Source organism: Streptomyces sp. NPDC047072 (assembly GCF_040643855.1).
GTDB lineage: Bacteria > Actinomycetota > Actinomycetes > Streptomycetales > Streptomycetaceae > Streptomyces.
In genome coordinates, this window is the sequence record NZ_JBEYVC010000030.1 from 36,586 (window position 1) to 58,797 (window position 22,212).

The 22,212-nt window shown below is 72.4% G+C and carries 24 protein-coding genes; 11 read left to right on the plus strand and 13 right to left on the minus strand.

What is annotated here, in order from left to right; genetic code table 11:
- Positions 1-18: 18 nt before the first annotated feature.
- Positions 19-1,929: a hypothetical protein gene (locus tag ABZ896_RS16055; protein ID WP_360928158.1), complete on the plus strand. Its 1,911-nt coding sequence runs from the start codon at positions 19-21 to the stop codon at positions 1,927-1,929.
- A 14-nt stretch (positions 1,930-1,943) separates the two neighbouring features.
- Here the strand turns inward: ABZ896_RS16055 and ABZ896_RS16060 are convergent, their stop codons facing one another.
- Positions 1,944-2,351 carry a nuclear transport factor 2 family protein gene (locus tag ABZ896_RS16060; RefSeq protein ID WP_360928161.1) on the minus strand — a complete coding sequence of 136 codons (408 nt, stop codon included), beginning with the start codon at positions 2,349-2,351 and terminating at the stop codon, positions 1,944-1,946.
- 68 nt (positions 2,352-2,419) lie between these two features.
- On the opposite strand from ABZ896_RS16060, the gene ABZ896_RS16065 reads away from it, so the two are divergent.
- Entirely contained in the window at positions 2,420-2,983 is a 564-nt protein-coding gene (locus ABZ896_RS16065; protein ID WP_360928164.1) for a PadR family transcriptional regulator, read from the plus strand.
- A 5-nt stretch (positions 2,984-2,988) separates the two neighbouring features.
- Positions 2,989-3,714, plus strand: a complete 726-nt coding sequence (locus ABZ896_RS16070; RefSeq protein WP_360928166.1) for a class I SAM-dependent methyltransferase — start codon at positions 2,989-2,991, stop codon at positions 3,712-3,714.
- A gap of 11 nt (positions 3,715-3,725) precedes the next feature.
- On the opposite strand, the gene ABZ896_RS16075 is transcribed toward ABZ896_RS16070, so the two are convergent.
- From ABZ896_RS16075 to ABZ896_RS16090, 4 genes are all read right to left on the minus strand, one after another.
- Entirely contained in the window at positions 3,726-4,559 is an 834-nt protein-coding gene (locus tag ABZ896_RS16075; protein WP_360928169.1) for an alpha/beta hydrolase, read from the minus strand.
- Positions 4,560-4,606: 47 nt separating this feature from the next.
- Complete coding sequence (locus tag ABZ896_RS16080; protein WP_360928172.1) at positions 4,607-5,773, minus strand: serine hydrolase domain-containing protein; 1,167 nt, start codon at positions 5,771-5,773, stop codon at positions 4,607-4,609.
- An 87-nt stretch (positions 5,774-5,860) separates the two neighbouring features.
- The gene (locus ABZ896_RS16085; RefSeq protein WP_360928175.1) at positions 5,861-6,265 is read right to left on the minus strand and encodes a nuclear transport factor 2 family protein; all 405 of its coding nucleotides are present in this window, start codon (positions 6,263-6,265) and stop codon (positions 5,861-5,863) included.
- Between the two features lie 10 nt (positions 6,266-6,275).
- The gene (locus ABZ896_RS16090; RefSeq protein WP_360928178.1) at positions 6,276-7,244 is read right to left on the minus strand and encodes an acetylxylan esterase; all 969 of its coding nucleotides are present in this window, start codon (positions 7,242-7,244) and stop codon (positions 6,276-6,278) included.
- 103 nt (positions 7,245-7,347) lie between these two features.
- On the opposite strand from ABZ896_RS16090, the gene ABZ896_RS16095 reads away from it, so the two are divergent.
- Positions 7,348-8,706, plus strand: coding sequence for an 8-oxoguanine deaminase (locus ABZ896_RS16095; RefSeq protein ID WP_360928181.1), 1,359 nt, complete (start codon positions 7,348-7,350; stop codon positions 8,704-8,706).
- An 86-nt stretch (positions 8,707-8,792) separates the two neighbouring features.
- Here the strand turns inward: ABZ896_RS16095 and ABZ896_RS16100 are convergent, their stop codons facing one another.
- The 3 genes from ABZ896_RS16100 to ABZ896_RS16110 form a co-directional block, all read right to left on the minus strand.
- Positions 8,793-9,377, minus strand: coding sequence for a hypothetical protein (locus ABZ896_RS16100; protein WP_360928272.1), 585 nt, complete (start codon positions 9,375-9,377; stop codon positions 8,793-8,795).
- A 173-nt stretch (positions 9,378-9,550) separates the two neighbouring features.
- Complete coding sequence (locus tag ABZ896_RS16105; protein ID WP_360928274.1) at positions 9,551-10,270, minus strand: ferredoxin reductase; 720 nt, start codon at positions 10,268-10,270, stop codon at positions 9,551-9,553.
- Positions 10,271-10,349: 79 nt separating this feature from the next.
- Complete coding sequence (locus tag ABZ896_RS16110; protein ID WP_360928184.1) at positions 10,350-10,955, minus strand: sulfite oxidase-like oxidoreductase; 606 nt, start codon at positions 10,953-10,955, stop codon at positions 10,350-10,352.
- Between the two features lie 169 nt (positions 10,956-11,124).
- Between ABZ896_RS16110 and ABZ896_RS16115 the strand changes: the two genes are divergently transcribed.
- Together ABZ896_RS16115 and ABZ896_RS16120 are read left to right on the plus strand one after the other, a co-directional pair.
- Complete coding sequence (locus ABZ896_RS16115; protein WP_360928186.1) at positions 11,125-12,051, plus strand: NADP-dependent oxidoreductase; 927 nt, start codon at positions 11,125-11,127, stop codon at positions 12,049-12,051.
- On the plus strand, positions 12,048-12,758 hold the full coding sequence (locus tag ABZ896_RS16120) for a GNAT family N-acetyltransferase (RefSeq protein ID WP_360928189.1): 711 nt from the start codon (positions 12,048-12,050) through the stop codon (positions 12,756-12,758). The genes ABZ896_RS16115 and ABZ896_RS16120 overlap by 4 nt, the downstream gene beginning before the upstream one ends.
- Before the next feature lie 21 nt (positions 12,759-12,779).
- On the opposite strand, the gene ABZ896_RS16125 is transcribed toward ABZ896_RS16120, so the two are convergent.
- On the minus strand, positions 12,780-13,220 hold the full coding sequence (locus ABZ896_RS16125) for a MarR family winged helix-turn-helix transcriptional regulator (protein ID WP_360928192.1): 441 nt from the start codon (positions 13,218-13,220) through the stop codon (positions 12,780-12,782).
- Positions 13,221-13,416: 196 nt separating this feature from the next.
- Here ABZ896_RS16125 and ABZ896_RS16130 point away from each other — a divergent pair, with 196 nt between their 5' ends.
- Positions 13,417-14,223 carry a putative protein N(5)-glutamine methyltransferase gene (locus ABZ896_RS16130; protein WP_360928195.1) on the plus strand — a complete coding sequence of 269 codons (807 nt, stop codon included), beginning with the start codon at positions 13,417-13,419 and terminating at the stop codon, positions 14,221-14,223.
- Here the strand turns inward: ABZ896_RS16130 and ABZ896_RS16135 are convergent.
- Together ABZ896_RS16135 and ABZ896_RS16140 are read right to left on the minus strand one after the other, a co-directional pair.
- On the minus strand, positions 14,217-14,651 hold the full coding sequence (locus tag ABZ896_RS16135) for a GNAT family N-acetyltransferase (protein ID WP_360928198.1): 435 nt from the start codon (positions 14,649-14,651) through the stop codon (positions 14,217-14,219). The genes ABZ896_RS16130 and ABZ896_RS16135 overlap by 7 nt on opposite strands.
- Positions 14,648-15,580, minus strand: coding sequence for a LysR family transcriptional regulator (locus ABZ896_RS16140; RefSeq protein WP_360928201.1), 933 nt, complete (start codon positions 15,578-15,580; stop codon positions 14,648-14,650). The genes ABZ896_RS16135 and ABZ896_RS16140 overlap by 4 nt, the downstream gene beginning before the upstream one ends.
- Before the next feature lie 125 nt (positions 15,581-15,705).
- Here ABZ896_RS16140 and ABZ896_RS16145 point away from each other — a divergent pair, with 125 nt between their 5' ends.
- Positions 15,706-16,962: an MFS transporter gene (locus ABZ896_RS16145; RefSeq protein WP_360928204.1), complete on the plus strand. Its 1,257-nt coding sequence runs from the start codon at positions 15,706-15,708 to the stop codon at positions 16,960-16,962.
- On the opposite strand, the gene ABZ896_RS16150 is transcribed toward ABZ896_RS16145, so the two are convergent.
- Together ABZ896_RS16150 and ABZ896_RS16155 are read right to left on the minus strand one after the other, a co-directional pair.
- Positions 16,917-17,618 (minus strand): DUF5666 domain-containing protein, encoded by a 702-nt coding sequence (locus tag ABZ896_RS16150; protein ID WP_360928207.1) that lies wholly within the window; start codon positions 17,616-17,618, stop codon positions 16,917-16,919. The two genes, ABZ896_RS16145 and ABZ896_RS16150, sit on opposite strands and share 46 nt — an antisense overlap.
- A 107-nt stretch (positions 17,619-17,725) precedes the next feature.
- Positions 17,726-19,801: a SpoIIE family protein phosphatase gene (locus ABZ896_RS16155; protein ID WP_360928210.1), complete on the minus strand. Its 2,076-nt coding sequence runs from the start codon at positions 19,799-19,801 to the stop codon at positions 17,726-17,728.
- A 345-nt stretch (positions 19,802-20,146) separates the two neighbouring features.
- On the opposite strand from ABZ896_RS16155, the gene ABZ896_RS16160 reads away from it, so the two are divergent.
- The 3 genes from ABZ896_RS16160 (at position 20,147) to ABZ896_RS16170 (ending at position 22,168) form a co-directional block, all read left to right on the plus strand.
- Complete coding sequence (locus ABZ896_RS16160) at positions 20,147-21,403, plus strand: cation:proton antiporter (RefSeq protein ID WP_360928213.1); 1,257 nt, start codon at positions 20,147-20,149, stop codon at positions 21,401-21,403.
- Between the two features lie 22 nt (positions 21,404-21,425).
- Positions 21,426-21,695, plus strand: coding sequence for a DUF3040 domain-containing protein (locus tag ABZ896_RS16165; RefSeq protein WP_360928216.1), 270 nt, complete (start codon positions 21,426-21,428; stop codon positions 21,693-21,695).
- Positions 21,696-21,799: 104 nt separating this feature from the next.
- Positions 21,800-22,168: a hypothetical protein gene (locus tag ABZ896_RS16170; protein ID WP_360928219.1), complete on the plus strand. Its 369-nt coding sequence runs from the start codon at positions 21,800-21,802 to the stop codon at positions 22,166-22,168.
- Positions 22,169-22,212: the final 44 nt, after the last annotated feature.

Genomic DNA, 22,212 nt, shown 5'->3' on the forward strand with positions numbered 1-22,212 from the left:
TCCTCCGGAAGGCAAGCAATGACGCTTCTCACCCGACGCTCGGTCCTGATCGCCGGAACCGCCACGGTCGGCGCCGTCCTGATCCCGGCCGCCTCCGCCTCCGCCACCGCCACGACGACCAGGACAACCGGCAAGCAGATCACGGTCGGCGCCGACGAGACGTACACCCTCTCCACCACCACCCGAGTGAGCCGCCTGACCATCGCCGAGGGCGGCACGATCGTCGCCCCCGACGGCTACAGCCTCTCCCTGACCGTGGACGGAGTGGAGACCGGCCAACTGCTCACCGAGACCGGCGGCACCGCGACCCTGATCCAGGCCGGCACCTACCGGGGAGACGTCGTCCTCACCGTCGCCGAGGCCAACGCGGTGACGTACGAGACCCTCACCTTCCCCTTCCGTCAGGCGCTGTACGTGGACGCGGACGGGGTCGTGCGCGACAAGTCCGTCCTCACGGCCGTACTCGGCGGCAAGCTCACCGACACCCTCGCCCGCAATGTGTCGATCACCTCGACCGGCGAGTGCTTCGACGGCGTGTACGTGCAGGACGGCACCTACACCCTGGAGAAGCCCACCATCTCCCTGACAGGGAACGGCCGTTGCGACTTCGCCGGCTACGGCGCGGCGGTCGCCGGCGACGGCTCGGCCACCAAGCTCGTCGTGGACGGCGCCCGCATCGGCACCAAGGGCGTGGTCCGCACCGGGGTCATCTCCAACGACGGCGCCACCGTGGTCGTCAAGAACTCCACCGTCCGCTGCCGCAACGGCGTCCTGCCCGCCGACTACCAGGCCACCGTCGAGACCCCGTACATGGAGTCGGTGCCCTGGATGCTCGGCCTGGACGGCAACGTCCGCGCCACCAACCTCATCGGCAAGAACAGCACGGCCACCTACCTGAACTCGACCGTCTTCTCGGAGACTTGGGGCGCCCTGTCGGTCGAGGGCGGCAGCGGACTCAAGCTCACCGCGATCAACAGCCATGTCGGCAACACGGGGGAGTACGGCTACGGCACCTACGCCATCGGCGACGCCACCGTCCGCGTCCTCGGCTCCCGCTTCGACGTGGGCAGTTACGCCACGATCATCGCGGGCCCGGCCGCGGTCGTGCACTACGGCGACAGCACCCGGGACGCGGTCGCCGCCCTCAACACCGAGCTGTCACTCGGGCTCTCCGCAGCCGAACTCAAGGCGCTCCCGGTACGCAACACCGTCGTGAACTCCGGCCACTTCGGCTACATGTTCTTCGGTGCCGGCCAGCTCACGCTCTACGGCGGTACGGTCATCAACTCCGAGCGGGCCACCTTCCTCAACAAGGGTCAGCAGACCACCATTTCGGTCGACGGCTCCCAAGGCGCCCGGCTCAACCCGCGCGACGGCGTGATCCTCCAGATGATCGAGCTGGACGACCCGGGACCGGTCAACGTCGACGGCAAGATGATGAACGTCGGCGTCTACACCGAGCCCACCGGCGACCCCGCGAAGGACACCGGCTTCGACGTCACCGCCGTCCACACCACCGACGGCGCCGCCACCTTCACCTCCATCGCCCTGAAGGGCGACTTCTACAACGGCATGCGCAAGGGCAAGAACATGGTCCTCACCTTCGAGGACTCCACCGTCGAGGGCGTCATCTCGGCCACCAGGACCAAGCACCGGGTCTCCTCGATCGACGCGTCCACCTTCTACGAACTCGGCATCGTCACCAACACGGTCCAGGCCGCCGTCAACAACGGCGCCGTCGTCCGGCTGAACAGCGGCTCCACCTGGACCGTCAGCGGCACCTCGTACCTGACCTCGCTCACCCTCGCCGCCGACGCGGCCGTGAAGGCACCGCGCGGGAAGACGGTGACGCTGACGGTCGACGGCACGGCCACGGCCCTCACTCCCGGCACCACCTACACGGGCGCGCTCACCCTCACCGTGGCCTGACGCCCGAGCCTCGTTCAGGAGGCGGCGGCCGCCCGTGCCTCCGCCTCCTCGGCGATCTGCTCGAACCGCGCCGCCATGGCCGCCTGGAGGGCCTGCGCCCCCGACAGCGGCCGCACCATCACCATCAGCCGGTCGATGAGACCGTCCTCGCCGACTTGGATGAAGTCGCAGCCGTCGAGGTCGCGGCCGTCCACCCGGGTGGCGAACACCAGGGCGTGCTCCCGCCCGTCCGCGCTGCTCAGCTCGCTCACATAGCGGAAGTCCTGGAAGACCTGCACCACCGCGCCGAGGATCGCGGCCGTGATCGCCTTGCCCTCGTACGGCTTGAACACCACCGGACTCGTGAAGACCACGTCCTCGGCCAGCAACGCCTCGACGGCGTCGAGATCGCCCGCCTCCACAGCCTCTCGGAACGCTCGCATCGGGCCTCCATAGTCAATTTGTTGAGTAGATGTGGAGTAGATTAATCACCCGCTGTTAGCCTGTCCACATGTCGCTCAAGTACGCGGTCCTGGCGGCCCTCCTGGAGGGCGAGGCCTCGGGGTACGAACTGTCGAAGATCTTCGACGTCTCCCTGGCGAACTTCTGGCCCGCGACCCCGCAGCAGCTCTACCGCGAGCTGGAACGCCTGGCGCAGGACGGGCTGATCGAGGCGCGGGTCGTCCAGCAGGAACGCCGGCCCAACAAGCGGCTGTTCACCCTCACCGAGACCGGCCGGCGCGAGCTGGGCGCCTTCGCCGCCGAGCCGCCCCGCAGGCCCGCCGCCCTGCGCGACGAGTTCATGATCAAGATCCAGGCCATGGACGGCGCCGACCCGGGGACCACCCGTGAACTGGTGGAGGAGCGCCTGTCGTGGGCGCGCGGGAAGCTCGCCCGGTACGAGCGGGTACGGGAGCGGCTGCTCTCCGGCCGCACCGAGGAGGAGCACCTGCGGGAGGCGGACCGGATCGGCCCCTATCTCACCCTCATGGGCGGGATCGCCCTGGAGACGGAGAACGTCCGCTGGTGCGAGCGCGTTCTGGTGATCCTGGGGCGGCGCGCTCCCCTAAGCTGACCCGAATGTTCAGCCCCGAAGGCCCTTCCCTGCGCGAACTCGCCGTCCAGGCGCTGTCGTCCGTCGAGCGCGGCTACGACCTGCTCGCCCCCAAGTTCGACCACACCCCCTTCCGTACGCCCGACTCCGTGCTGGACGCGGTCGGTTCGGCGCTGCGGCGGATGGGCCCGTTCGAGGCCGGGCTCGACCTGTGCTGCGGGACCGGCGCCGGGGCCCGGGTGCTGACCCGGGTGTGCCGGGAGAGCGTCACCGGTGTCGACTTCAGTGCCGGGATGCTCGATGTGGCACGGCGGCGCACACCGGCGGCCGGACCGCGCGTGTCCTGGGTGCGAGGTGACGCCCGCGCCCTGCCGTTCGGCTCCGCCTTCGATCTCGTCGTGAGCTTCGGAGCCTTCGGGCACTTCCTCCCCCGTGAATTGCCCGGCCTGTTCGCCCAGGTCCGCTCCGTGCTCAAGCCGGGCGGGTGCTTCGCCTTCCCGATCGTCGCCCCGCCGCGCCCGTCGTCGCGGGCCTACTGGATGCTCCTGGGCTTCGACGCGGTCATGCGGGTGCGCAACGCCGTATGGCGCCCGCCCTTCGTCATGTACTACCGGGCCTTCCGGCTCGCGGACGTGTGCCGGGAACTGGAATGGGCCGGGCTCCGGGTGGAGCTGCGCACCCTGCCCGAGTTCGGCACACGGCGCGACGGCAGCCCCCGGGTCCGGATGGTCGTGGCGCGACGGCCCGACTAGTCGAGCAGGTGTCAGACGAAACGCCGTACGAACTCCAGAGCCGTGTCCGCGACCTCCTGCCAGCCGTGATCGATGGTGAGGGCGTGTCCCCGGTCCTTGATCTCGACGATCTCGGTCACTCCGGGGTTGCGCCGCTGCTTCTTGTACGAGGCGTTGGCGATCGCCCACGGCACGGTGTGGTCCTTCTCGCCGGAGACGATCAGCAGCGGGCCGCGGTCCGGGTTCTCGGTGTCGACCTTGACCTCGGTCCACGGGTTGAAGTTGGCGACGGCCGCCTGGAACAGGGGTGCGCCCGGCGCGGGCACCGCGTACGTCTCGTACAGCTCCCTCGCCTCCTGCTCGCTCACCGCGTTGGCGAAGCCGTAACGGAACTGGTCGTAGGTCAGCGGCACCGCGCGGCCGCGGTTCGCCGGGTTGCCGAGGACCGGCGCGGAGGAGCGCAGCGTCGAGACCGGCAGCGGCAGTACGCCCCGGAAGGGGGCCGGGTCGATCGCCACGGAAGCCGCCGACAGGCCGCGCCCGGCGAGGATCTGGGCGAGCAGGCCGCCGAAGGAGTGCCCCACGATCGCCGGCCTGCGGCTCAACCCGCCGATCAGGGCGGCGAGATGGTCGGCGACCTGACCGACCGTCTTTCCCGCGAAGACCTCGGGGTGCTCGTTGGCCTCGGCGACCGTCTCCGGGTCGTCCGGCCAGGACAGGGAGACCGGCGCGTATCCGGCCTTCGCGAAGTGGTCCGCCCAGCGGTCCCAACTGCTGGGCAGGAGCCACAGACCATGAACGAAGACGACCGGCGTCCGCCCGGAGGCGTCGGCCAGCTCGACCTGCTGTGCGTCATGGGTGGTCATGCCGCGATACTGACAGCGCGCACGCCCCCCGAACAGGCCCTCAGGTGTTACAGCGCGCTGTACAACGCGTCCACCAGCGCCATCTTCCGCGGGTCGTTGGCGATATGGGGACCCATCCGGTTCATCACGTAGCCGAGCGCGACCCCCGCCTCGGGATCGGCGAGGCCGCACGACCCGCCGAAGCCGTCGTGCCCGAAGGCGCGGGGGTTCGGGCCGTACGCGTTGTTCGCCCCGCTGAGCCACAGGCCGAGGCCGAGCTCCGTGTCGACCCCGAGCCCGATGCCCAGCACCAGGTCCCGGCAGCCGCCCTGCCCCTCACGCACCCGCTCGGCGGCTTCCGGCGAGAGCACGCGGTGGCCGTCTTGGACACCCCGGCCCGCGAAGACGTCGTACAGCGCGGCCACGCCCCGGGCGGTGCCGTGGCCGTTCGCGGCGGGGATCTCGGCGGCCCGCCACTCGCGGGAGTTGGCCTCCGCGGCACCCACGATCGGATTGGCCAGCGCGGCGATCGCCGCCGGCGTCAACTGGGCGAAGATCGCCGCCTGTTCACTGCTCGACGCGGCCGGCGGATGCACCAGCTCGGCCGCCCTGCCCGTGTCCTTCTCCGGCAGCCCGATGCTGAAGTCGATGCCGAGCGGGCCGGTCACCTCCCGCTCGAGGAAGGCGCTCGGGAGCAGCCCCGAGACCCGCCGGACGACCTCGCCGACGAGGAAGCCGTACGTGAACGCGTGGTACCCCGACTGCGTCCCCGGCTCCCACCACGGCTCCGTCGCGGCGAGCCGCCCGGTCGTCAGCTCCCAGTCGCAGAACTCGGCGAAGGAGTGCGGCTCGCGCAGCCCCGCCAGCCCGGCACGGTGCGACAGCAGGTGCCGTACGAGAACCTTCTCCTTGCCGGCCGCGGCGAACTCCGGCCAGTAGGCGGACACGGGGGCGTCCAGGTCCAACAGGCCCCGGTCGGCCAGGATATGGGCGCACAGGGCGGTGGCGCCCTTCGTCGTCGACCACACGTTGACGAGTGTGTCGCGCTCCCAGGAGCGGGTGCGCGCCCGGTCCGCCCAGCCGCCCCACAGGTCCACCACGGTCTCGCCGCGGACGACGACGGTCACCGCCGCGCCCAGTTCGTCACGGTCGCGGAAGTTCTCCTCGAAGGCCGCCCGTACGGCCGCGAAGCGGTCGTCGCACCGGCCGTGAACCTGTGGATCCTGCTCGGACATGGGTCCTCCCGCGTCGCCGGAAGCCCGGGCCGCGCCACTGCGGACCGGGCAACCAGAACATACCGACTGGTCGGACGGGTGGGAAGTTCAACGGAGGAAGAACTGCACCGCGGTCTCCTGGTGACCGTCGGCCGTGTGCCAGTAGTCCCGCGTCTCCACCGCGAGCCCCGCCTCGTCGAAGCGCACGAAGACGCACCCGGCGAGGCTGGTCGCGGCGCCGTCCTCCTCGGCCAGCACCAGAAACTCAGCCACCGCGACCCCGTCCTGCCCCGCGACCGGCGCCGAGAACCGCACGTCCGTCACCCGCTCCCGGGCGAACGACCAGCGCAGATACTCGGCCAGTTGGCCCCGCCCGCGGTGCGGCGCGCGGAAGGGCATCGAGCGGTGGACGCAGTGCTCGGCGTACAGACCGAGCAGCGCCTCCACGTCGTGGTCGGCCCAGCCCCGCTGCCACACCCGGACGAAGCGTTCGGCCGCCCGGCGCGTCTCCATGGGCGGGGCCTCAGGCGTACGAGCGCAGCCAGCGCAGCTTGGCCGCCTCCTGGTAGGGGCCGCCGCCCTCGTGGTCGTTGAAGTCGTAGACCTCGATCGCCTTGTCGTCGTGGGCCCAGGAGTTGAAGGCCGCGAACACCGTGGACGGCGGGCACGTCTGGTCCTCCAGCGCCGCCGAGAAGAGCGCCGGGGCGGTGCCGCGGCTCGCGAAGTGCACGCCGTCGAAGTACGACAGGGTGCGCAGGACGTCCTCGAAGCGGCCGCGGTGCGTCTTGAGGTAGAGGCCGATCTCCCGGTACGGATGGCGGTCCGTCGTGGTCGTCGCGCGCGGGAAGTCGCACAGGAACGGCACGTCCGGCGCGACCGCCGCCAGGTCCGGCAGCAGCCCGCCGACCGCGATGGAGATACCGCCGCCCTGGCTGCCGCCGAGCACGACCGTGCGCGCGGGGTCGGTCAGCGGGTGCGAACGCGCGGCCTCCACGGCCCGCACCCCGTCCGTGAACACCCGCCGGTAGTAGTAGTTCTCGGGCGCGTCGATGCCCCGCGTCATGAAGCCGGGGAACGCGGGCGCGCCGGCCACCGGGTCCGGGGTGCCGCCACCGCCGCCCCAGGCGCTGCCCTGACCTCGGGTGTCCATCACGAAGTGGGCCCGGCCCGTGGACGCCCACAGCAGGTGCTCGTGCGGCAGCCCGCGCCCGCCGCCGTACCCGATGAACTCCACGACCACCGGCACCGGCGCGGAGACCTCGGCGGGGATCGTGAACCAGCCCTTCACCGGGTGGCCGCCGTATCCGGCGAACGTCACGTCGTACACCTTGACCGTGGACAGGCCGGTGTCGACGAGGTCGAAGCGGGCGTCCAGGTCGTGCTCGCGGGCCTCCTGGAGCGTCTTGGACCAGAACGCGTCGAAGTCCTCGGGCTCGGTGGACTCGCTGCGGTACTCGCGCAGTTCGTCGAGGGGGAGGTCGAACAGGGCCATGCAGGACCACCTTTGTGAGCGTACGGTGCGGATGATCACACCGTACGTGGGTGGTCCGACGACTCGCCAGGCCTTTGCGGTGCCGGCTGGCTACGATGACGCCATGTCGACAGCCGTGGATCTGCTGGTCAAGGACGCCGGACTGCTGGTCGTGGACGGGGAGCGGGAGATCCCGGGCGGCTGGGTGGCCGTGTCCAGTGGTCGGGTGACCGCCGTGGGCACCGCCGGCACCGAACCCGAGGCCCGTACGACCGTCTCCGCCGCCGGGCGCCTGGTCACGCCGGGCCTGGTCAACACGCACCACCACATCTACCAGAACCTCACCCGCTCCTACGCGCCCGCGGTCGGCGGCACCCTCTTCGAGTGGCTGACCACCCTCTACCCGCTGTGGGCCGCGCTCGACGAGGAAGCGGCCTACGTCTCGGCGTATGTCGGCATGGCCGAACTGCTCATGGGCGGCTGCACCACGTCCTCCGACCACCTCTACGTCCATCCGCGGCCCGGCCTCGTCGACGCCGAGATCCGCGCCGCGCGGGAGATCGGCTTCCGCTTCCACGCGACCCGCGGCTCCATGACCCGCTCCGTCGAGGACGGCGGTCTGCCGCCCAGGAGCGTCACCCAGACCATGGACGAGGTGCTCACCGACAGCGAGCGGCTGATCAAGGCCCACCACGACCCGGAGCCGGGCGCGCTCGTCCGCGTGGCGCTCGCGCCCTGCTCGCCGTTCTCGGTGACCAAGGAGGTCATGACCGCCACCGCGGAACTCGCCGAGCGGTACGACGTGCGCTTGCACACGCACCTCGCCGAGGACCAGGACGAGGACACCTACTGCCTGGAGACCTACGGTTGCCGGCCCGTCGAGTACTTCGAGGAGACCGGGTGGATGAGCGACCGCACCTGGGTCGCGCACTGCATCTACCCGAACGACGCGGAGTTGCGGCGGCTTGCTGCTGCGGGCGTCGGTGTGGCGCACTGTCCCAGCTCCAACATGCTCATCGGGGGCGGCACCGCGCGCGTGAAGGAGATGCGTGAGCTCGGGATGCCGGTCGGCATCGGCTGCGACGGCTCCGCCTCCACGGACCACGCCTCGCTCTGGATGGAGACGCGCAACGCGCTGCTGCTCGGGCGCTATCGGGGCGGCCCCGGTGCGATGACCGCCCGTGACGCCCTCGACCTCGCGACCCAGGGGTCGGCCCGCTGCCTGGGCCGCGCCGACGAACTCGGTCATCTGCGGCCGGGAGCCTGCGCCGACCTCGTCGTCTGGGACCTGCACGAGGTGGCGCTGGCGGGCGCGCTGACCGACCCGGTGGAGGCATGGCTGCGCTGCGGGCCCGCTCGCGCGTGGACCACGGTGGTGGGCGGGAGGGTGCTGGTGGACCGGGGCGAGCCTGTCCTGCCGGGGCTGGCCGACGTGCTGCGCACGCACGGGACGATCGCGCGCCGGCTCCAAGGGGTGTCGTAGGAGAGCGGTGGGGCAGGCCGCTCCGGTGGGCCTCGGAGCCCGCAGCGTCTCCGGGATCGGCGTCGGCAGGATGCCGCGTGTGCCGGTCAGGCCCTGCGGCGCGTCCACTGCGGCTCGGTGAGCGCCCAGTCCCGTTCCCAGTCGGTCAGTCGGCGACGCTGGGCGGCACCGCGTACGAGGGTGTGTCCGAGCAGGATGACGGCCGCTGCGGCGGCGGCCCCACAGGCCCCCATCGTCACGGTGTGCTGCCAGATCGCCGCTTCGTCGGGCGGGGGCGGGACGGCCCTGCCCCGCGCGTCGAGCCATACATCGACCCTGTCGCCCTGGTGGGTGCCCGACGGAACCCGGGCCGCCGCCGTGTGAGCGGTGCCCCCGGTGTCCGTCCAGCGCACCTCGGCCCGGTACGAGCGCTCGCGCCCGCCCTGGACCGCGGGCAGCGAGTCCGGCGTCCGGTCCACGACCTCGGCCCGGACCCGGTGCCGCTCGGCCCGCTGCTGCGTCGCCACCGCACGGGCGTCGTCATGGGCCCACCAGCCGACGGCGGCCCCGGCCAAAGGGGCGCCCAGAGCCAACAGCACCGCGACGACCAGCATCGCCCACGCCTCGACGACATCCGACCGACGCCTGAGCGGATTGCGCCGCCAGCGCCAGCCGCGCACCCGGGTTCGCATCCAGACCTCCGCACCGCGCACGACTGCGAGTGCCACACAGATCTAGTACCCGCCCATGGGTGCGCGTCACGTGTGGGACAGGGCACATGTGTGGGTGAACCCCTGGCCCTCGTCCTCCGCCCCCGTTCTCCGCCTCCGCCTCCGCCTCCGCCCCGCCTCCGCCTCCGCCTCCGTCAGCCGAAGCGTTCGATCCGGATCCGGTCCACCGGCTGGCCCGCCTCGACCAACAGCCGCGAGGCGTGCTCGGCGAACGCGTTGGAGCCGCACACATAGGCCTCCCACCCACCTTCGGGCTGCTCGGCCAGGAGCGGCGCCACATGTGCGGCCCCCATACGACCCACCGGCACACCATGGGGTGCGCTCCGGGTGAACACCGGAGTCGTCTCGGTGCCGAACTCCCGCGCGTAGATCAGCTCCTCGGGACCGCGCGCCGACACCAGCAGCCGCAGCGGCACCGACAGCCCACGCGCGCGGTGGTGCCGCACCATCGACATCAGCGGTACGACGCCCGAGCCGGCGCCGATCAGCAGCGCGGGCCGGTCGCCGGGCCAGGCGAAGAAGCCGCTCAGCGGGCCGCGCACCTCGACCTCGTCACCGGGCTTCGCCTCGGTGTGGAACCAGCCCGAGACCTCACCGCCCTCGACATGGTCCAGGGTCAACTCGATGTGCCCGCTGTCCTCGGGCGGGGACGCGATCGAGTAGTGGCGCTGGGCCGTGTAGCCGTCCTCGGCGGTCAGCCGCAGCATCAGGTGCTGGCCGGGCAGATGCCCCGCCCACGCGGGCACCGCGAAGCGGAACGTGGCGGCGTGCGGGGTCTCGCGCCGGATCTCGGTGAGCGTGGCGGTCTGCCACACGGCGGCGGCCCGGTTGCTCACGGCGATCCGGCCGGGCACGGCGAACCGCGTGGACGGCGCGAAGGGGGACGGCGCGGCAGAGGACGGCGCGGTGGGGGACGGTGCGGAGGTCGAGAGGTCAGTCACCGGAGTACCGCTGCTCCTCCCACGGGTTGCCCCGCGCGTGGTAGCCGTTCTGCTCCCAGAAGCCGGGCTCGTCGTGGTCGAGGAGCCGGATGCCCGCGACCCACTTGGCGCTCTTCCAGAAGTACAGGTGCGGCACCAGCAGCCGCGCCGGACCACCGTGCTCGGCGGGCAGCGGCTTGCCGTCGTACTCCCAGGCGATCCACGCCCTGCCGCCGGTCAGGTCAGCGAGCGGGAGGTTGGTGGTGTATCCCGTGTGCGAGTAGGCGACAGCATGGGTGGCGGACACATGTGGCCGGACCACATGGAAGAAGGCGTCCAGCGACACCCCCGCGAACCGCACCCCGAACTTCGACCAGCTGGTCACACAGTGGATGTCACCCGCGTACTCCGACGAGGGCAGCGCGTGCGCCTCGTCCCAGTCCCAGGTCCGGGGCTCCTCGACCAGCCCGTCGACCCGGAACGTCCAGTCGGCGGGGGACAGGTCCGGGGTGACCTCCGCGGAGAGCACGGGCCAGTCGTCGCCCGCGTCGTACTGTCCGGGAGGCAGCCCCGGATTGTGGACGCGGGGGCGTCCGGTGAAGCCTCGGGTGACGTTCATGCATCAACCGTACGCTGTCACCGCGCGTGCTCCGTCCCTGGTCAGTGCCCCGATCATTGCGGCCGTATGAACAGTGCGCGGGCCCGGGAATAGCAGCCGAGCGTGACTCCTTGGCGCTCAATGCCGGGGCCGGTGCCCCGGTGGCGTTGCGAGGAGAGTGAGGAAGCAGATGCCCAAGGCGTACGTCTTCACACGGTACGGCGGACCGGAGACCGAGGCGTTCGTGGACGTGGACCGGCCGCGCCCCGGTCCCGGCCAGCTCCTGGTCGCCGTGCGCGCGGCGGGCGTGAACCCCGTCGACTGGAAGATCCGCTCCGGCTACCGGCGGCCCGGCGACACCGGTGACCGCACCTTCCCGGCCGTGCTCGGCAGCGAGGTCTCCGGTGTGGTCGAGGAGATCGGCGAGGGCGTCGAGGGGTTCGCGGTCGGGGACGAGGTCTTCGGCAACACCCTCACCGGCGGCTACGCCGAGTACACCCTGGTGCCGGTCGCCATCACCGCCCACAAGCCCGCCGGACTCTCCTTCACCGACGCGGCGGCCCTGCCCGTCGCCGCCGCGACCGCCTACGACGGCGTCCACCAGCTCGACCTGCCTGCCGGGGCGACCCTGCTGGTCACCGGCGCGGGCGGTGGGGTCGGCGCGGCGGCCGTACAGATCGCCCGGTCCCTCGGACTGCGGGTGGTCGGCGTCGCGAGCGAGGGCAAGAAGGACTTCGTCGAGTCGCTCGGCGCCGTCCACGTCCCCTCCGGGCCCGGCTGGGCCGAGCGGGCGCGGGCGGCGGCACCGGACGGGCTCGACGGCATCTACGACCTCGTCGGCGGCGACGTACTCACCGAGGCGGCCGACCTGGTCACCGACCGGGCGAAGCTGATCACCGCCGGCGCCCCGGAGGACGTCGTACGGGAGCTGGGCGGCGCCCGCGTGACCAGGGCCCGCGACGCGGCCGTACTGGAAGCAGTCGCGCGGCTCGTCACCGGCGGGAAGCTGGACCCGCACGTCACCCGGACCTTCCCGCTCGCCGAGGCGGGCGAGGCGCTGCGCGCGGTCGAGGAAGGCCACGTACGCGGCAAGATCGTGATCGAGGTGGCCCGATGAGCGACTCCGCGCCGCACGTCCTCGACAACCCCGCCCTCGCCTCCCTGACCGGCCCGCACGCCCACTTCGCCGAGCGGCGCGGCAGAGTCCTGCGCTACCCCGTGGACATGTCCCCGTGGCTCGCGCTGCCCGAGGACCCGGATGCCACGGACTGGGCGGACCTCGCGGCGCTCGCGGGGCCCGGCGCGGACATCCCGTTGGCCGGATTCGTGGGGCGGCTGCCCGACGGCTGGGAGACCACCTTCCACGTCGAGGGCGTGCAGTTCGTCGACGACGGCCTCGCCGCCGCGCCCGATCCGGAGGCGGTCCGTCTCGGCCCCGCCGACGTGCCCGAGATCCTCGACCTGATCGCCCGTACCCAGCCCGGCCCGTTCCTGCCCCGGACCGTCGAGATGGGCACCTATCTGGGCATCCGGCGGGAGGGCGCCCTCGTCGCGATGGCGGGGGAGCGGCTGCACCCGCCGGGCTGGACCGAGATCAGCGCGGTCTGCACCGACCCCGCGGTCCGCGGCCAGGGCCTGGCGACCCGGCTGATCCTCGCCGTCGCGCACGGCATCAGGGAGCGCGGCGAGACGCCGTTCCTGCACACCGGGGCCGGGAACACCAACGCGATCCGGCTCTACGAGTCCCTCGGCTTCCGGCTGCGCCGCAGAACCGCGTTCCTGGCGGCCCGGGCACCGGAGCGGCTGCCGGAGGCGGTGTCGTAGCGGCGCCCTGACTCAGCGTCCTCAGCCGCCGTGTTCCTCCGGTGCCGACCACGCGTTGTAGCGCACGAGATACCCGGCGAACCGCTCCAGGTCCTCCTCAGACCAGTCCGCGAGCCGCTCGCTCACGGCCGCCCGGCGGCTCACGGTGACCCGGCCGAGGACGCTCAGCCCTGCCTCCGTCAGATGCAGCACCTGGACCCGCTGGTCCGCCGGGTCCGGGCGCCGCTCGATCAGGCCGGCCCGCTCCAGCGCGGCGACCTGGCGGCTCACCGTGGACTTGTCCAGCGCGTAGTGGGCGGCCAGGTCGGTCGCGCGGCAGCCGTCGCGTTCCTCCAGATGCCCGAGCAGGGTGTACGACACCAGGGACAGCTCGGGATGCAGGCGCCCCGCCGAGGCGCGGGCCCGGCGCGCGAAGACCGTCATCTCGTGCTGGATCGTCTCCACCGCGCCGGCCGAACTCACGGGACCTCCCTCGTCGTTCTGGTTGCAGAGTACAACTCCTGCCGGTGGGATAGGGTGTGCCAGCCGTTACGTACCGAGGAGGTGAGACCCATCAACGCTGTGTCGGTCCGGGTGCTCGCCCTTCGCGTCGGCGCGGATCACCGTCTGTAGGTGACCGCTGGAGCGCCCTTCGTCTCTCGAAAGGCCCTCGGCTTCCATGCCCTCACTGTCTTCGTCGTATCCGTCGTCTTCCTCGTCCTACGACTCCGTCGTCGTCGCGCTCCGCACCGCGGGCTGTGTCTTCGCCGAGGACGAGGCCCGCTTGATCCTCGCCGCCGCCCGCACTCCGGACGAGGTGGCCGCCATGGTGGACCGCCGGGTCGCCGGCCACCCTCTCGAACTGGTCGTCGGCTGGGCCGAGTTCCGCGGCCTGCGCATCGCGGTGGCCCCCGGCGTCTTCGTGCCCCGCCGCCGTACCGAGTTCCTCGTCGAGCAGGCGCTCGCCCAGGCGCCGGACGCGTCGGTCGTGGTGGACCTGTGCTGCGGCTCGGGCGCCGTAGGAGCCGCCCTCGCCGACGCGCTCGGCCCGGTCGAGCTGCACGCGGCCGACATCGACCCGGCCGCAGTGGAGTGCGCTCGCCGCAACATCGCCCGAGCCGGCGGCCACGCCCACACGGGCGACCTCTTCAAGGCGCTCCCCGACGCCCTGCGCGGCCGCGTCGACATCCTCGCGGCCAACGTCCCCTACGTCCCCACCGACGAGGTCGGCCTCCTCCCCGCGGAGGCCCGCGACCACGAACCCCTGGTCGCCCTGGACGGAGGCACCGACGGCCTGGACATCCTGCGCCGCGTGGCGGACGAGGCCACGGACTGGCTGTCCCCCGGAGGCTGCCTGTTGGTGGAAACGAGCGAACGCCAAGCCCCCCAGGCCGTCACAGCCTTCACCCGATCCGGCCTCACCACCCACCTGGCCGTCTCGGAGGAGTGGTACGCCCACGTGGTGATCGGATCCCACCCTCACTGACCGACCGGCCACTTGAGATAGGCGGCTGTCTCCTGGAAGTCCAGCGTGCGATAGAAGCCCGCCGCCCTGCGGGTCGGCACGGTCACCTCGACGTCCCCCGCTTCCCGCGCCCTGGCCTGGACGGCACGGATCAGCGCGGACCCTGTGCCCCGGCCGCGCTCGGGTACGGCGACGGTGAGTTCCAGCAGTTCGAGGATCGTGCCGCCGGCGAACAGCGTGGGCAGGCGCAGCGCCAGCACATAGCCGACCACTCGAGCCTCCCGCTCGGCCACCAGGAACTCGGCACCGCCCTGTACCGCCGCCCCGAGAACCCGAGGGAACGTGACCTCGTCGAAGACCCCGCGCTCGGGCCGGTGGCTGGTCGCGAACTCCGTCAGCAGGGAGTACACGGCGTCGGCGTCCGAGAGTGTCGTGTCGCGGATGATCACGCGCTCTCCTCCGCCCACCGAGGCGTCCACACGGCCTCATCGTTCGGGTACGCCGCGCGCAGATGGGTGCGCAGGGCCGTCAGGGTCGGGTGGGGGTTGTCCGTGCGCCAGAGGAGGGAGTGGGGGTAGACCGGGGTCGGGTTCTGGACGGGGATGCGGCGGACGTCCTGGTGGGCGGGCCAGACCAGGTGGGTGCGCTCGCCGACGAAGGTCGCGAGGAGCGCGGAGTCCGCGATCGTGTCGAGGAGGGGCTCGGTGCCGAAGTCCGGGCCCGTGGCCTCGATGGTCAGCCCGAACGCCGTCGCGAGATCGTCGTAGTACGTCGTCCATTCGGTGCCCGCGACCAGGCCGGGCATCCAGATGCGGTGCCCGGCGAGGCGCGCCGGTGTCACGGAGCGCGCGGCGGCCAGCGCGTGGGCGGGGCCGGTGACGAGCTGGAGCGGCTCGTCGTAGACCCGTAGCGCCTCGATGCCCTCGGGGAGCCGTCGTACGGGCCGGGTGACGGCCCGGAAGGACGCGTCGATCGTGCCGGAGCGCACCGCCGCGAGCGCCGCGTCCGCGTCGAAGAGCGTTACGACGTCGAGTTCGGCGTCGGGATGGACCCGGTGGAAGTCGCGGAGCAGCCCCGCCGGCGCGAGCCGTCGGCCGATCACGTCGACGCGGAGCGCCCGGCTGCCCGGTCGTACGGAGGCCGCCGCGCGCTCCTCGGCGCGCAGCAGCTCGCGTGCGTGCGGCAGGAACGCCTGCCCGTCGATGGTGAGCCGGGCACCGCGCGGGGTGCGTGTGAACAGCCGCGCCCCGAGGTCCCTCTCCAGCGCGGCCACGCGTTTGGAGGCCGCCTGCTGAGTGATCGACAGCTGAGCGGCGGCCTCCTGGAAGCGCCCCGCGTCCGCCACGGCGACGAAGGTGCGTACGGCATCGAGATCCACGGGCGGAGCCTACGGGTACAACCCACAGTTGTGGCGCCCGGAGCGCGTCGGTTGTTTGATCTGCCGTCCCTCCACTCGCTTGGATGTCTCCGTCCACGCGGGGTTGTCCAGGAGGGAGCGCGGAATTGGGCGGGAAACGGTCGCTGGGGCGGCGGTTCGGGTGGCTGTGGGCGGCCTACGGGGTGAGCGCGTTCGGCACGCGGCTGGCGTTCGACGCCTTCCCTCTCATCGCCGTCATCGTGCTCCACGCGGGGCCCGCCGAGGTGGCGGTCCTGGCCGCCGCGGGGCTCGCCGTCGGGGCGGTGGTCGCGGTGCCGCTCGGGCCCTGGGTGGAGTTCCGCCACAAGCGGCCCGTGATGGTCGCCATGGACCTGGTGCGGTGCGTCGCCCTGCTCACCGTCCCCGCCGCGTACGCGCTCGGCGGGCTCACCTTCGAGCAGCTCCTCGTCGTGGCGGTGCTGGTCGCGGCGGCCGACATCACCTTCACCGCGGCCTCCGGGGCCTTCCTCAAGGCCCTCGTCCCGCGCGAGGACCTGCTCGTCGCCAACGGCCGGTTCGAGGCCACCACCTGGACCGCCACCGTGCTCGGACCACCCGTCGGCGGGGCCATGATCGGGCTGTTCGGGCCGGTGACGACCGTGGTGGCCGACGCCGTGAGCTATCTGCTGTCGGCCCTGGGCATCCGCGCGGTCGGCGGCGGTGAACCACGCCCCGAGCCCGCCCCGACCACCAAGGGCTCCCTCCTGGAGGGCTGGCGGTACATCCTGGCCCACCCCCTGCTGCGCCCCCTGTTCATCAACACGGCGCTGGTCAACGCGCTGATCATGGTGAGCTCCCCGCTGCTGGCCGTCCTGATGCTCGGCCCGCTCGGCTTCTCCCCGTGGCAGTACGGCCTCGCCTTCGCGGTCCCCTGCCTCGGCGGCCTGCTGGGCTCACGACTGGCCCGCCCCCTGGCCGCGCGGTACGGACAGCACCGCGTCCTGCTGACCTTCGGTGTGCTGCGCGCCTGCTTCCCGCTCGGACTGGCGTTCGTGGGCCCCGGCATGTCCGGGCTCGTACTGGTCATGGTCGTCGAACTCGGGGTGATCTTCTGCTGTGGGGTCTACAACCCGGTGTACGCCACCACCCGGCTGGAACTGACCCCGCCGGACCGGGTGGTGCGCACCCTCTCCGCCTGGGGCGTCTCCAGCAAGCTCACCACCGCGGGCATGACCGCCCTGTGGGGCCTCCTGGGCAGCCTGCTCGGCACCCGTACGGCGATCGCGCTGGCCGGTGTCCTGCTGCTCGCCACACCGGCCCTGCTGCCGTGGCGGCGGAACACCGCCCCCGAGCACCCTCAGGAAGCCGTGCCCTCGGCCGACGGGCCGCCGCTGTGCCAGTGACCCGGGCCGTGGCCGGGCATGCCGTGCCGCCCGTTCTCCGAGTCGCCGCTCCCCAGGCCACCGCTCCCCAGGTCGCCGCTGAAGACCCGCGTGGCCGACCTGTCGGAGCCGGAGAGCCTGCCGCTCACGAAGACCGTGTCACCCTTCTTCAGCGCGTCGGCATCGTCTGCACCGAGCACCTTGGTGTCGTCGTCGACGGTCCACGTCCAGGAGGCGCCGTCCTCGCTCTTGACGGTGACCTGGTCGCCGTCGGCCTTCTCGACGGTGCCCCGCTGCCAGATCCGTACGACCCACTCGCCCGAGTCGGGGTCCTTGACGGTCTCCTCGCCGTGCACGCCGCCCCGGAAGCCGAACCGGTGCCCGTCGCGGTCGGGGGACGCCGACCCGGACGGTGCGGAGGCCGCCGCCGGAACCGCGCCCTCAGAACTCCCCGAACTCCCCGAGGTCGCGGCGTAGGCTACGGTGCCCCCGACGGCCAGCACACCGACCGTGGCCGCGGCGATCACCGCCCGCGCCCGCACGGGCTGCCGCTCCCACACCCGGCGCAGCCCCGAGTGGTCGGCGCCGCCGGGGCCGGTGACGATCTCGCCGGGTGGCAGCTCGGGCTCGATCGGCTCCTCGCCCCTGGTGTGTTCCTGCTCCGGTTCGTGCGTCACGGCTCGCTCCCATCGACCCCGGCACCACGCCTGGGTGTGATTGTGGGAAAGAGCGCTTAAGGCGCCGGTAATGGGTTCCTGTGAATCCGGGACGCTCGTCCCACCCGTCACGGCGTCTGCACGCGCGCGATCAGCAGGGCCACGTCGTCGGAGTTGTCCGGCTGGTGCAGCGTGCGCAGGAGCAGGTCGCAGACCTCCTCCAGGGGCCGGTCCCGGCCACCGAGGAGGTCCAGGAGGGCGTCGAGGCGCTCGTCCAGCGGGTGCTGGCGGGTCTCGACCAGGCCGTCCGTGTAGAGCACGAGCCGGTCACCGGGCCGCAGGTCGAAGGCCGTCGTGGCGAAGGCCACCCCGCCCACGCCCAATGGGGCCCCGGTGGGCAGTTCCAGCAGCTCCGGCGGACCGTCGGGGCACAGCCGGGCCGGCGGCAGATGCCCCGCGTTGGCGATCCGGCACTCGCCCTTCTCCGGGTCGTACACCGTGTACAGGCAGGTGGCGATGGAGTGGTCGAGTTCCTGGGTGATCCGGTCGAGGTGTTCGAGGAGTCTGGCCGGATCGAGGTCGAGGGAGGCCAGGGTGCGGGTCGCCGTGCGCAGCCGGCCCATGGTCGCGGCCGCGGTGATGCCGCTGCCCATCACGTCGCCGACGACCAGCGCGGTCTTCCCGCCGTCCAGCGGGATCACGTCGAACCAGTCACCGCCGACCTCCGCGGTGGCGCCCGCGGGCTGGTAGCGCGAGGCGACCTCCAGGCCGCCGGTCACGGGCGGATGGCTGGGCAGCAGGCTGCGCTGGAGGGTCAGGGCGGTGTCACGGGCGTCCTGGTACCAGCGCGCGTTGTCGATCTGCACGGCCGCCCGCGCCGCCAGCTCGCGGGCCAGCAGCAGGTCGTCCTCGTCGAAGGGGGCCGCCCCGCCCGTCCGCTTGAGGGCGAGCGCCCCGAGCACCTCGCCGCGCGCGGTCAGCGGTACGGCCAGGTAGGAGTGGACCCCGGCCTTCGCCAGCAGAGCGGCCGCCTCGGGGGTACGGCCGATGCGCGCGAGGTCCTCGGGTCCGACCTGCGTCACCAGGACCGGGCTCGTGGTGCGCACGCACTCCGTGACCAGCCGGTCGGCGGCGTACTCGACCACCCGGCCGGGCGGGTCGGCCGCGTCCAGCGCCTCCGGGGACCGGTCCGCGCGGACCGCCAGGGAGCGGGTCGTGGCCGGGTCGGCGGGACCCAGGGTGCTGGGCCGCCCCTGCACCACCGCCTCCAGCAGGTGTACGGCGGCCACGTCCGCGAGTGCCGGTACGGCCACGTCGGCCAGCTCTCGGGCCGTGCGGTCCAGGTCCAGCGTGGTGCCGATCCGCGCCGAGGCGTCGGCGACGAGCGCCAGGCGGTGCCGGGCGGCCTCGGCCTCGACGGCCGCCCGGTGCTGTTCGGTGACGTCCAGCACCGAGCCCGCCACCCCGAGGACGTTCCCCATGGCGTCCTCCAGCCGGTAGACCGAGATCGACCAGGCGTGCTCGGTGTCCGGATCCGCAGGAGTCCGCCCGACCGTGTGCCGGTCGACCAGCGGTACGCCGGTCCGCAGCACCTCGCGCGCCGCGGCCTCGAAGGCAGCCACGTCCAGATGGGGCAGGACCTCGGCCATCGTCCGCCCGATGTGCTCCGCGGCCGGTATGCCGTTGAGCTGCTCCAGGGCAGGGTTCACGGACACGTAGCGCAGGTCGGTGTCCATCACGGCCAGCCCGATGGGGGACTGGGACACCAGGCGGGTCGAGAGCGCCACGTCCCGGTCGAGCCGTCGTACGGTCTCCTGGTCGGCGCACAGGCCCAGCGCGTAGACGTCACCGCGGTCGTCCATCAGCCGCATGTTGCGGAACTCGACCAGCCGGGTGCTGCCGTCCTTGTGCCGGATCGGGAAGGCGCCCGCCCAGCTCTGGCCGGTCTCCATGACGTCCGCGAACAGCTTGACCACCAGGTCGACGTGCTGTTCGTGGATCATCAGCTGGGCCGCGTACGTGCCGAGCGCCTCCCGCGCGGGATAGCCGAACAGCTCCTCCGCCTGCGGGCTCCACAGCACGATGCGGCCTTCGGTGTCCAGCACCACCGAAGCCATGCCCAGTACGTCGAGCAGACCGCTCGGCCGTACCGTCCCGCGCGCGGGCTCGTCGCCCCCGGACGCGGGTATCCCGGCTGCATCCATTGCACGAACCGCCTTCGACCGTCCTCGCGGCACGCCCCAGCCCGTGCCGACTCCCCTGTTCTACCGCGCTCAACCGCCTCCGCGACCCCAGGGTCGCGTTCTTCCACCATCCCCCACCACGGGGGCGCGCGTCCGCCGAAGCGCGCCGGGGTGACGAAGTCGTCGCGCGCCGGGCGCTCGGCCCCGGGAAATGGGGGTCGGCACCGATGGTGGGAGCCGTGGTGCGGATGCGACGGTGGCATGGACCCGACCCGACCTGACCGTCCCCGGACCGAAGGAGCCAGCGCATCCATCCCCGTGAAGCACAGCACGCCCGCCCCTCGACCCCCGCGCGGGAGGTGACCCGTGGGACACGCTGACACCCTGCTCGCCATGGGCGGCGCCTTCCTCGCCGCCGCCTTCCTCGCCCGCCTCGGCGGACGGATCGGACTGCCGACCATCCCGCTGTTCATGCTCGCCGGCATCCTGCTCGGCCCGCACACCCCGGGACTGGTGCTGGTCGAGGACGCGCACGACTTCGAGATGCTCTCGGCGCTCGGACTGGTGCTGCTGCTGTTCTACCTGGGCCTGGAATTCCACCTCGACGACCTCCGCGAGGGCGGCAGGCGGCTGCTCGCCGCGGGCGGGATCTATCTGCTGGCCAACGTCGGCGCGGGCCTCGGCTTCGGCTTCGCCCTCGGCTGGGGCACCCGGGAGGCGCTGGTCCTCGCCGGCGTCCTCGGCATCTCCTCGTCGGCGATCGTCACCAAGATCCTCATCGACCTGGGCCGCATCGGCCGCCCGGAGACCCGGCTGATCCTCGGCGTGATCGTGGTCGAGGACATCTTCCTCGCCCTGTACCTCGCGGCCCTCCAGCCCGTCGTCAGCGGCGCCGAGGGCCTCGGGGAGGTGCTCCTCCAGGCGGGCAGGGCGTTCGGCTTCCTGCTGGTGCTGGCCGCCGCCGCCCGCTACGGCACCCGTTGGATCGGCCGTCTGATCCAGGTCCGCGACAACGAACTGCTGGTCATCAGCTTCCTCGGCGCCGCGGTCCTGGTCGCGGGCGTCTCCGAGGTCCTCGGGGTCGCCGACGCCATCGGCGCCTTCATGGTCGGCCTCATCCTCGCCGGGACGCCCTCCGGGCCGCGTATCCGACGCCTGGTGCACCCGCTGCGCGACGCCTTCGCCGCGATCTTCTTCTTCGCCTTCGGCCTCGCCATCGACCCCGGCGACCTGGTGTCCGTCGCCGGACCCGTCGCCGCGGCGGCCGCCGTGACCGTCGTGATGAACGTCGTCGCCGGACTCCTCGTCGCCCGTCTCTACGGCTACGGCGCCGGACCGGCCGCCGACATCGCGACGACCCTGGTGGCCCGGGGGGAGTTCGCGCTGATCCTCGCCGCCATGGCGACCGGTGCGGGCCTGGACGCGCGACTGGCGCCGTTCGTCGCCGGGTATGTCCTCGTTCTGGCCGTTCTCGGGCCCGTCGCCGCGGGCCAGGCCCATCTGCTCGCCCGCGTGCTGGGTCCCCGCGCTGATCGGGGCGCCCGGAACGGCCGTACCACGACCGACGACGACGTCGTACCGACGCCGACTCCCGCCGCCGTACCGGCCGAGGCCGAACGGTAGGGGGCGATCGTAAGGAGGAGTCATGCCGCAGTCCGACGACGAACACCTGGTCGACCTGGCGGCACGACTGGAGCGTGACGACCCCCGCTTCGCCCGCGCGCTGGGCTCGGGCCGGCCCGCCCGGCCCCGCGAGTACCGGCGCGCGGGCGCCTGGGGCACCCTGGGCGCCGCCGGGGTCCTGGTGACCGCGGGGGTGGTGCTGCCGGAGGGCATCCTCGTCGCCGCGGGACTGGTGCTCGGCGGCATCGCCGTCCCGATGTTCGACCCGCACCGGGATCACCCACGGAGCTGAGGCCGCCGGTAGTGCTCCGAGAGCGGTGGTGGTTTTCTGAGGATGTGACGCGGTTCGCGGGGAACCCGGCGCTACCGCGCCATCTCCCGGAAGGAGCGATCACGATGGACCGTGAGCGACCGCACGAGGAGTCCGTCTCCCTGGAAATCAGCGGGTGCAGCAAGGAGGACGCCCGGATCGTCTTCGACACGCTCTGCGCCTGCTTCGAGTCCGACCGGTGCGCCGACGACGTGCCGGAACAGCTCCACGAGACCCGGCCCATGGTGTGGCTCGGGACGTTCGAGGTCTCCGACACCCACCAGTGCCCGCCGCCCGCCCGGCTCTCGTCCTCCGTGGAGGCGGACGCACAGGGCGGCTACTGGGCCATCGAGCGGCTGCGCGCCACGCTGGACTCGATGTTCACGGTGCGCGATCTCTCCTCGGCCTCCGGCGACCAGGAGCGCGAACTGCATGTACGGCTGGAGAGTCGCTGACCACATTGTTCTGCAACTAGTTGCATAAAGCGCTCGGGGTCCTC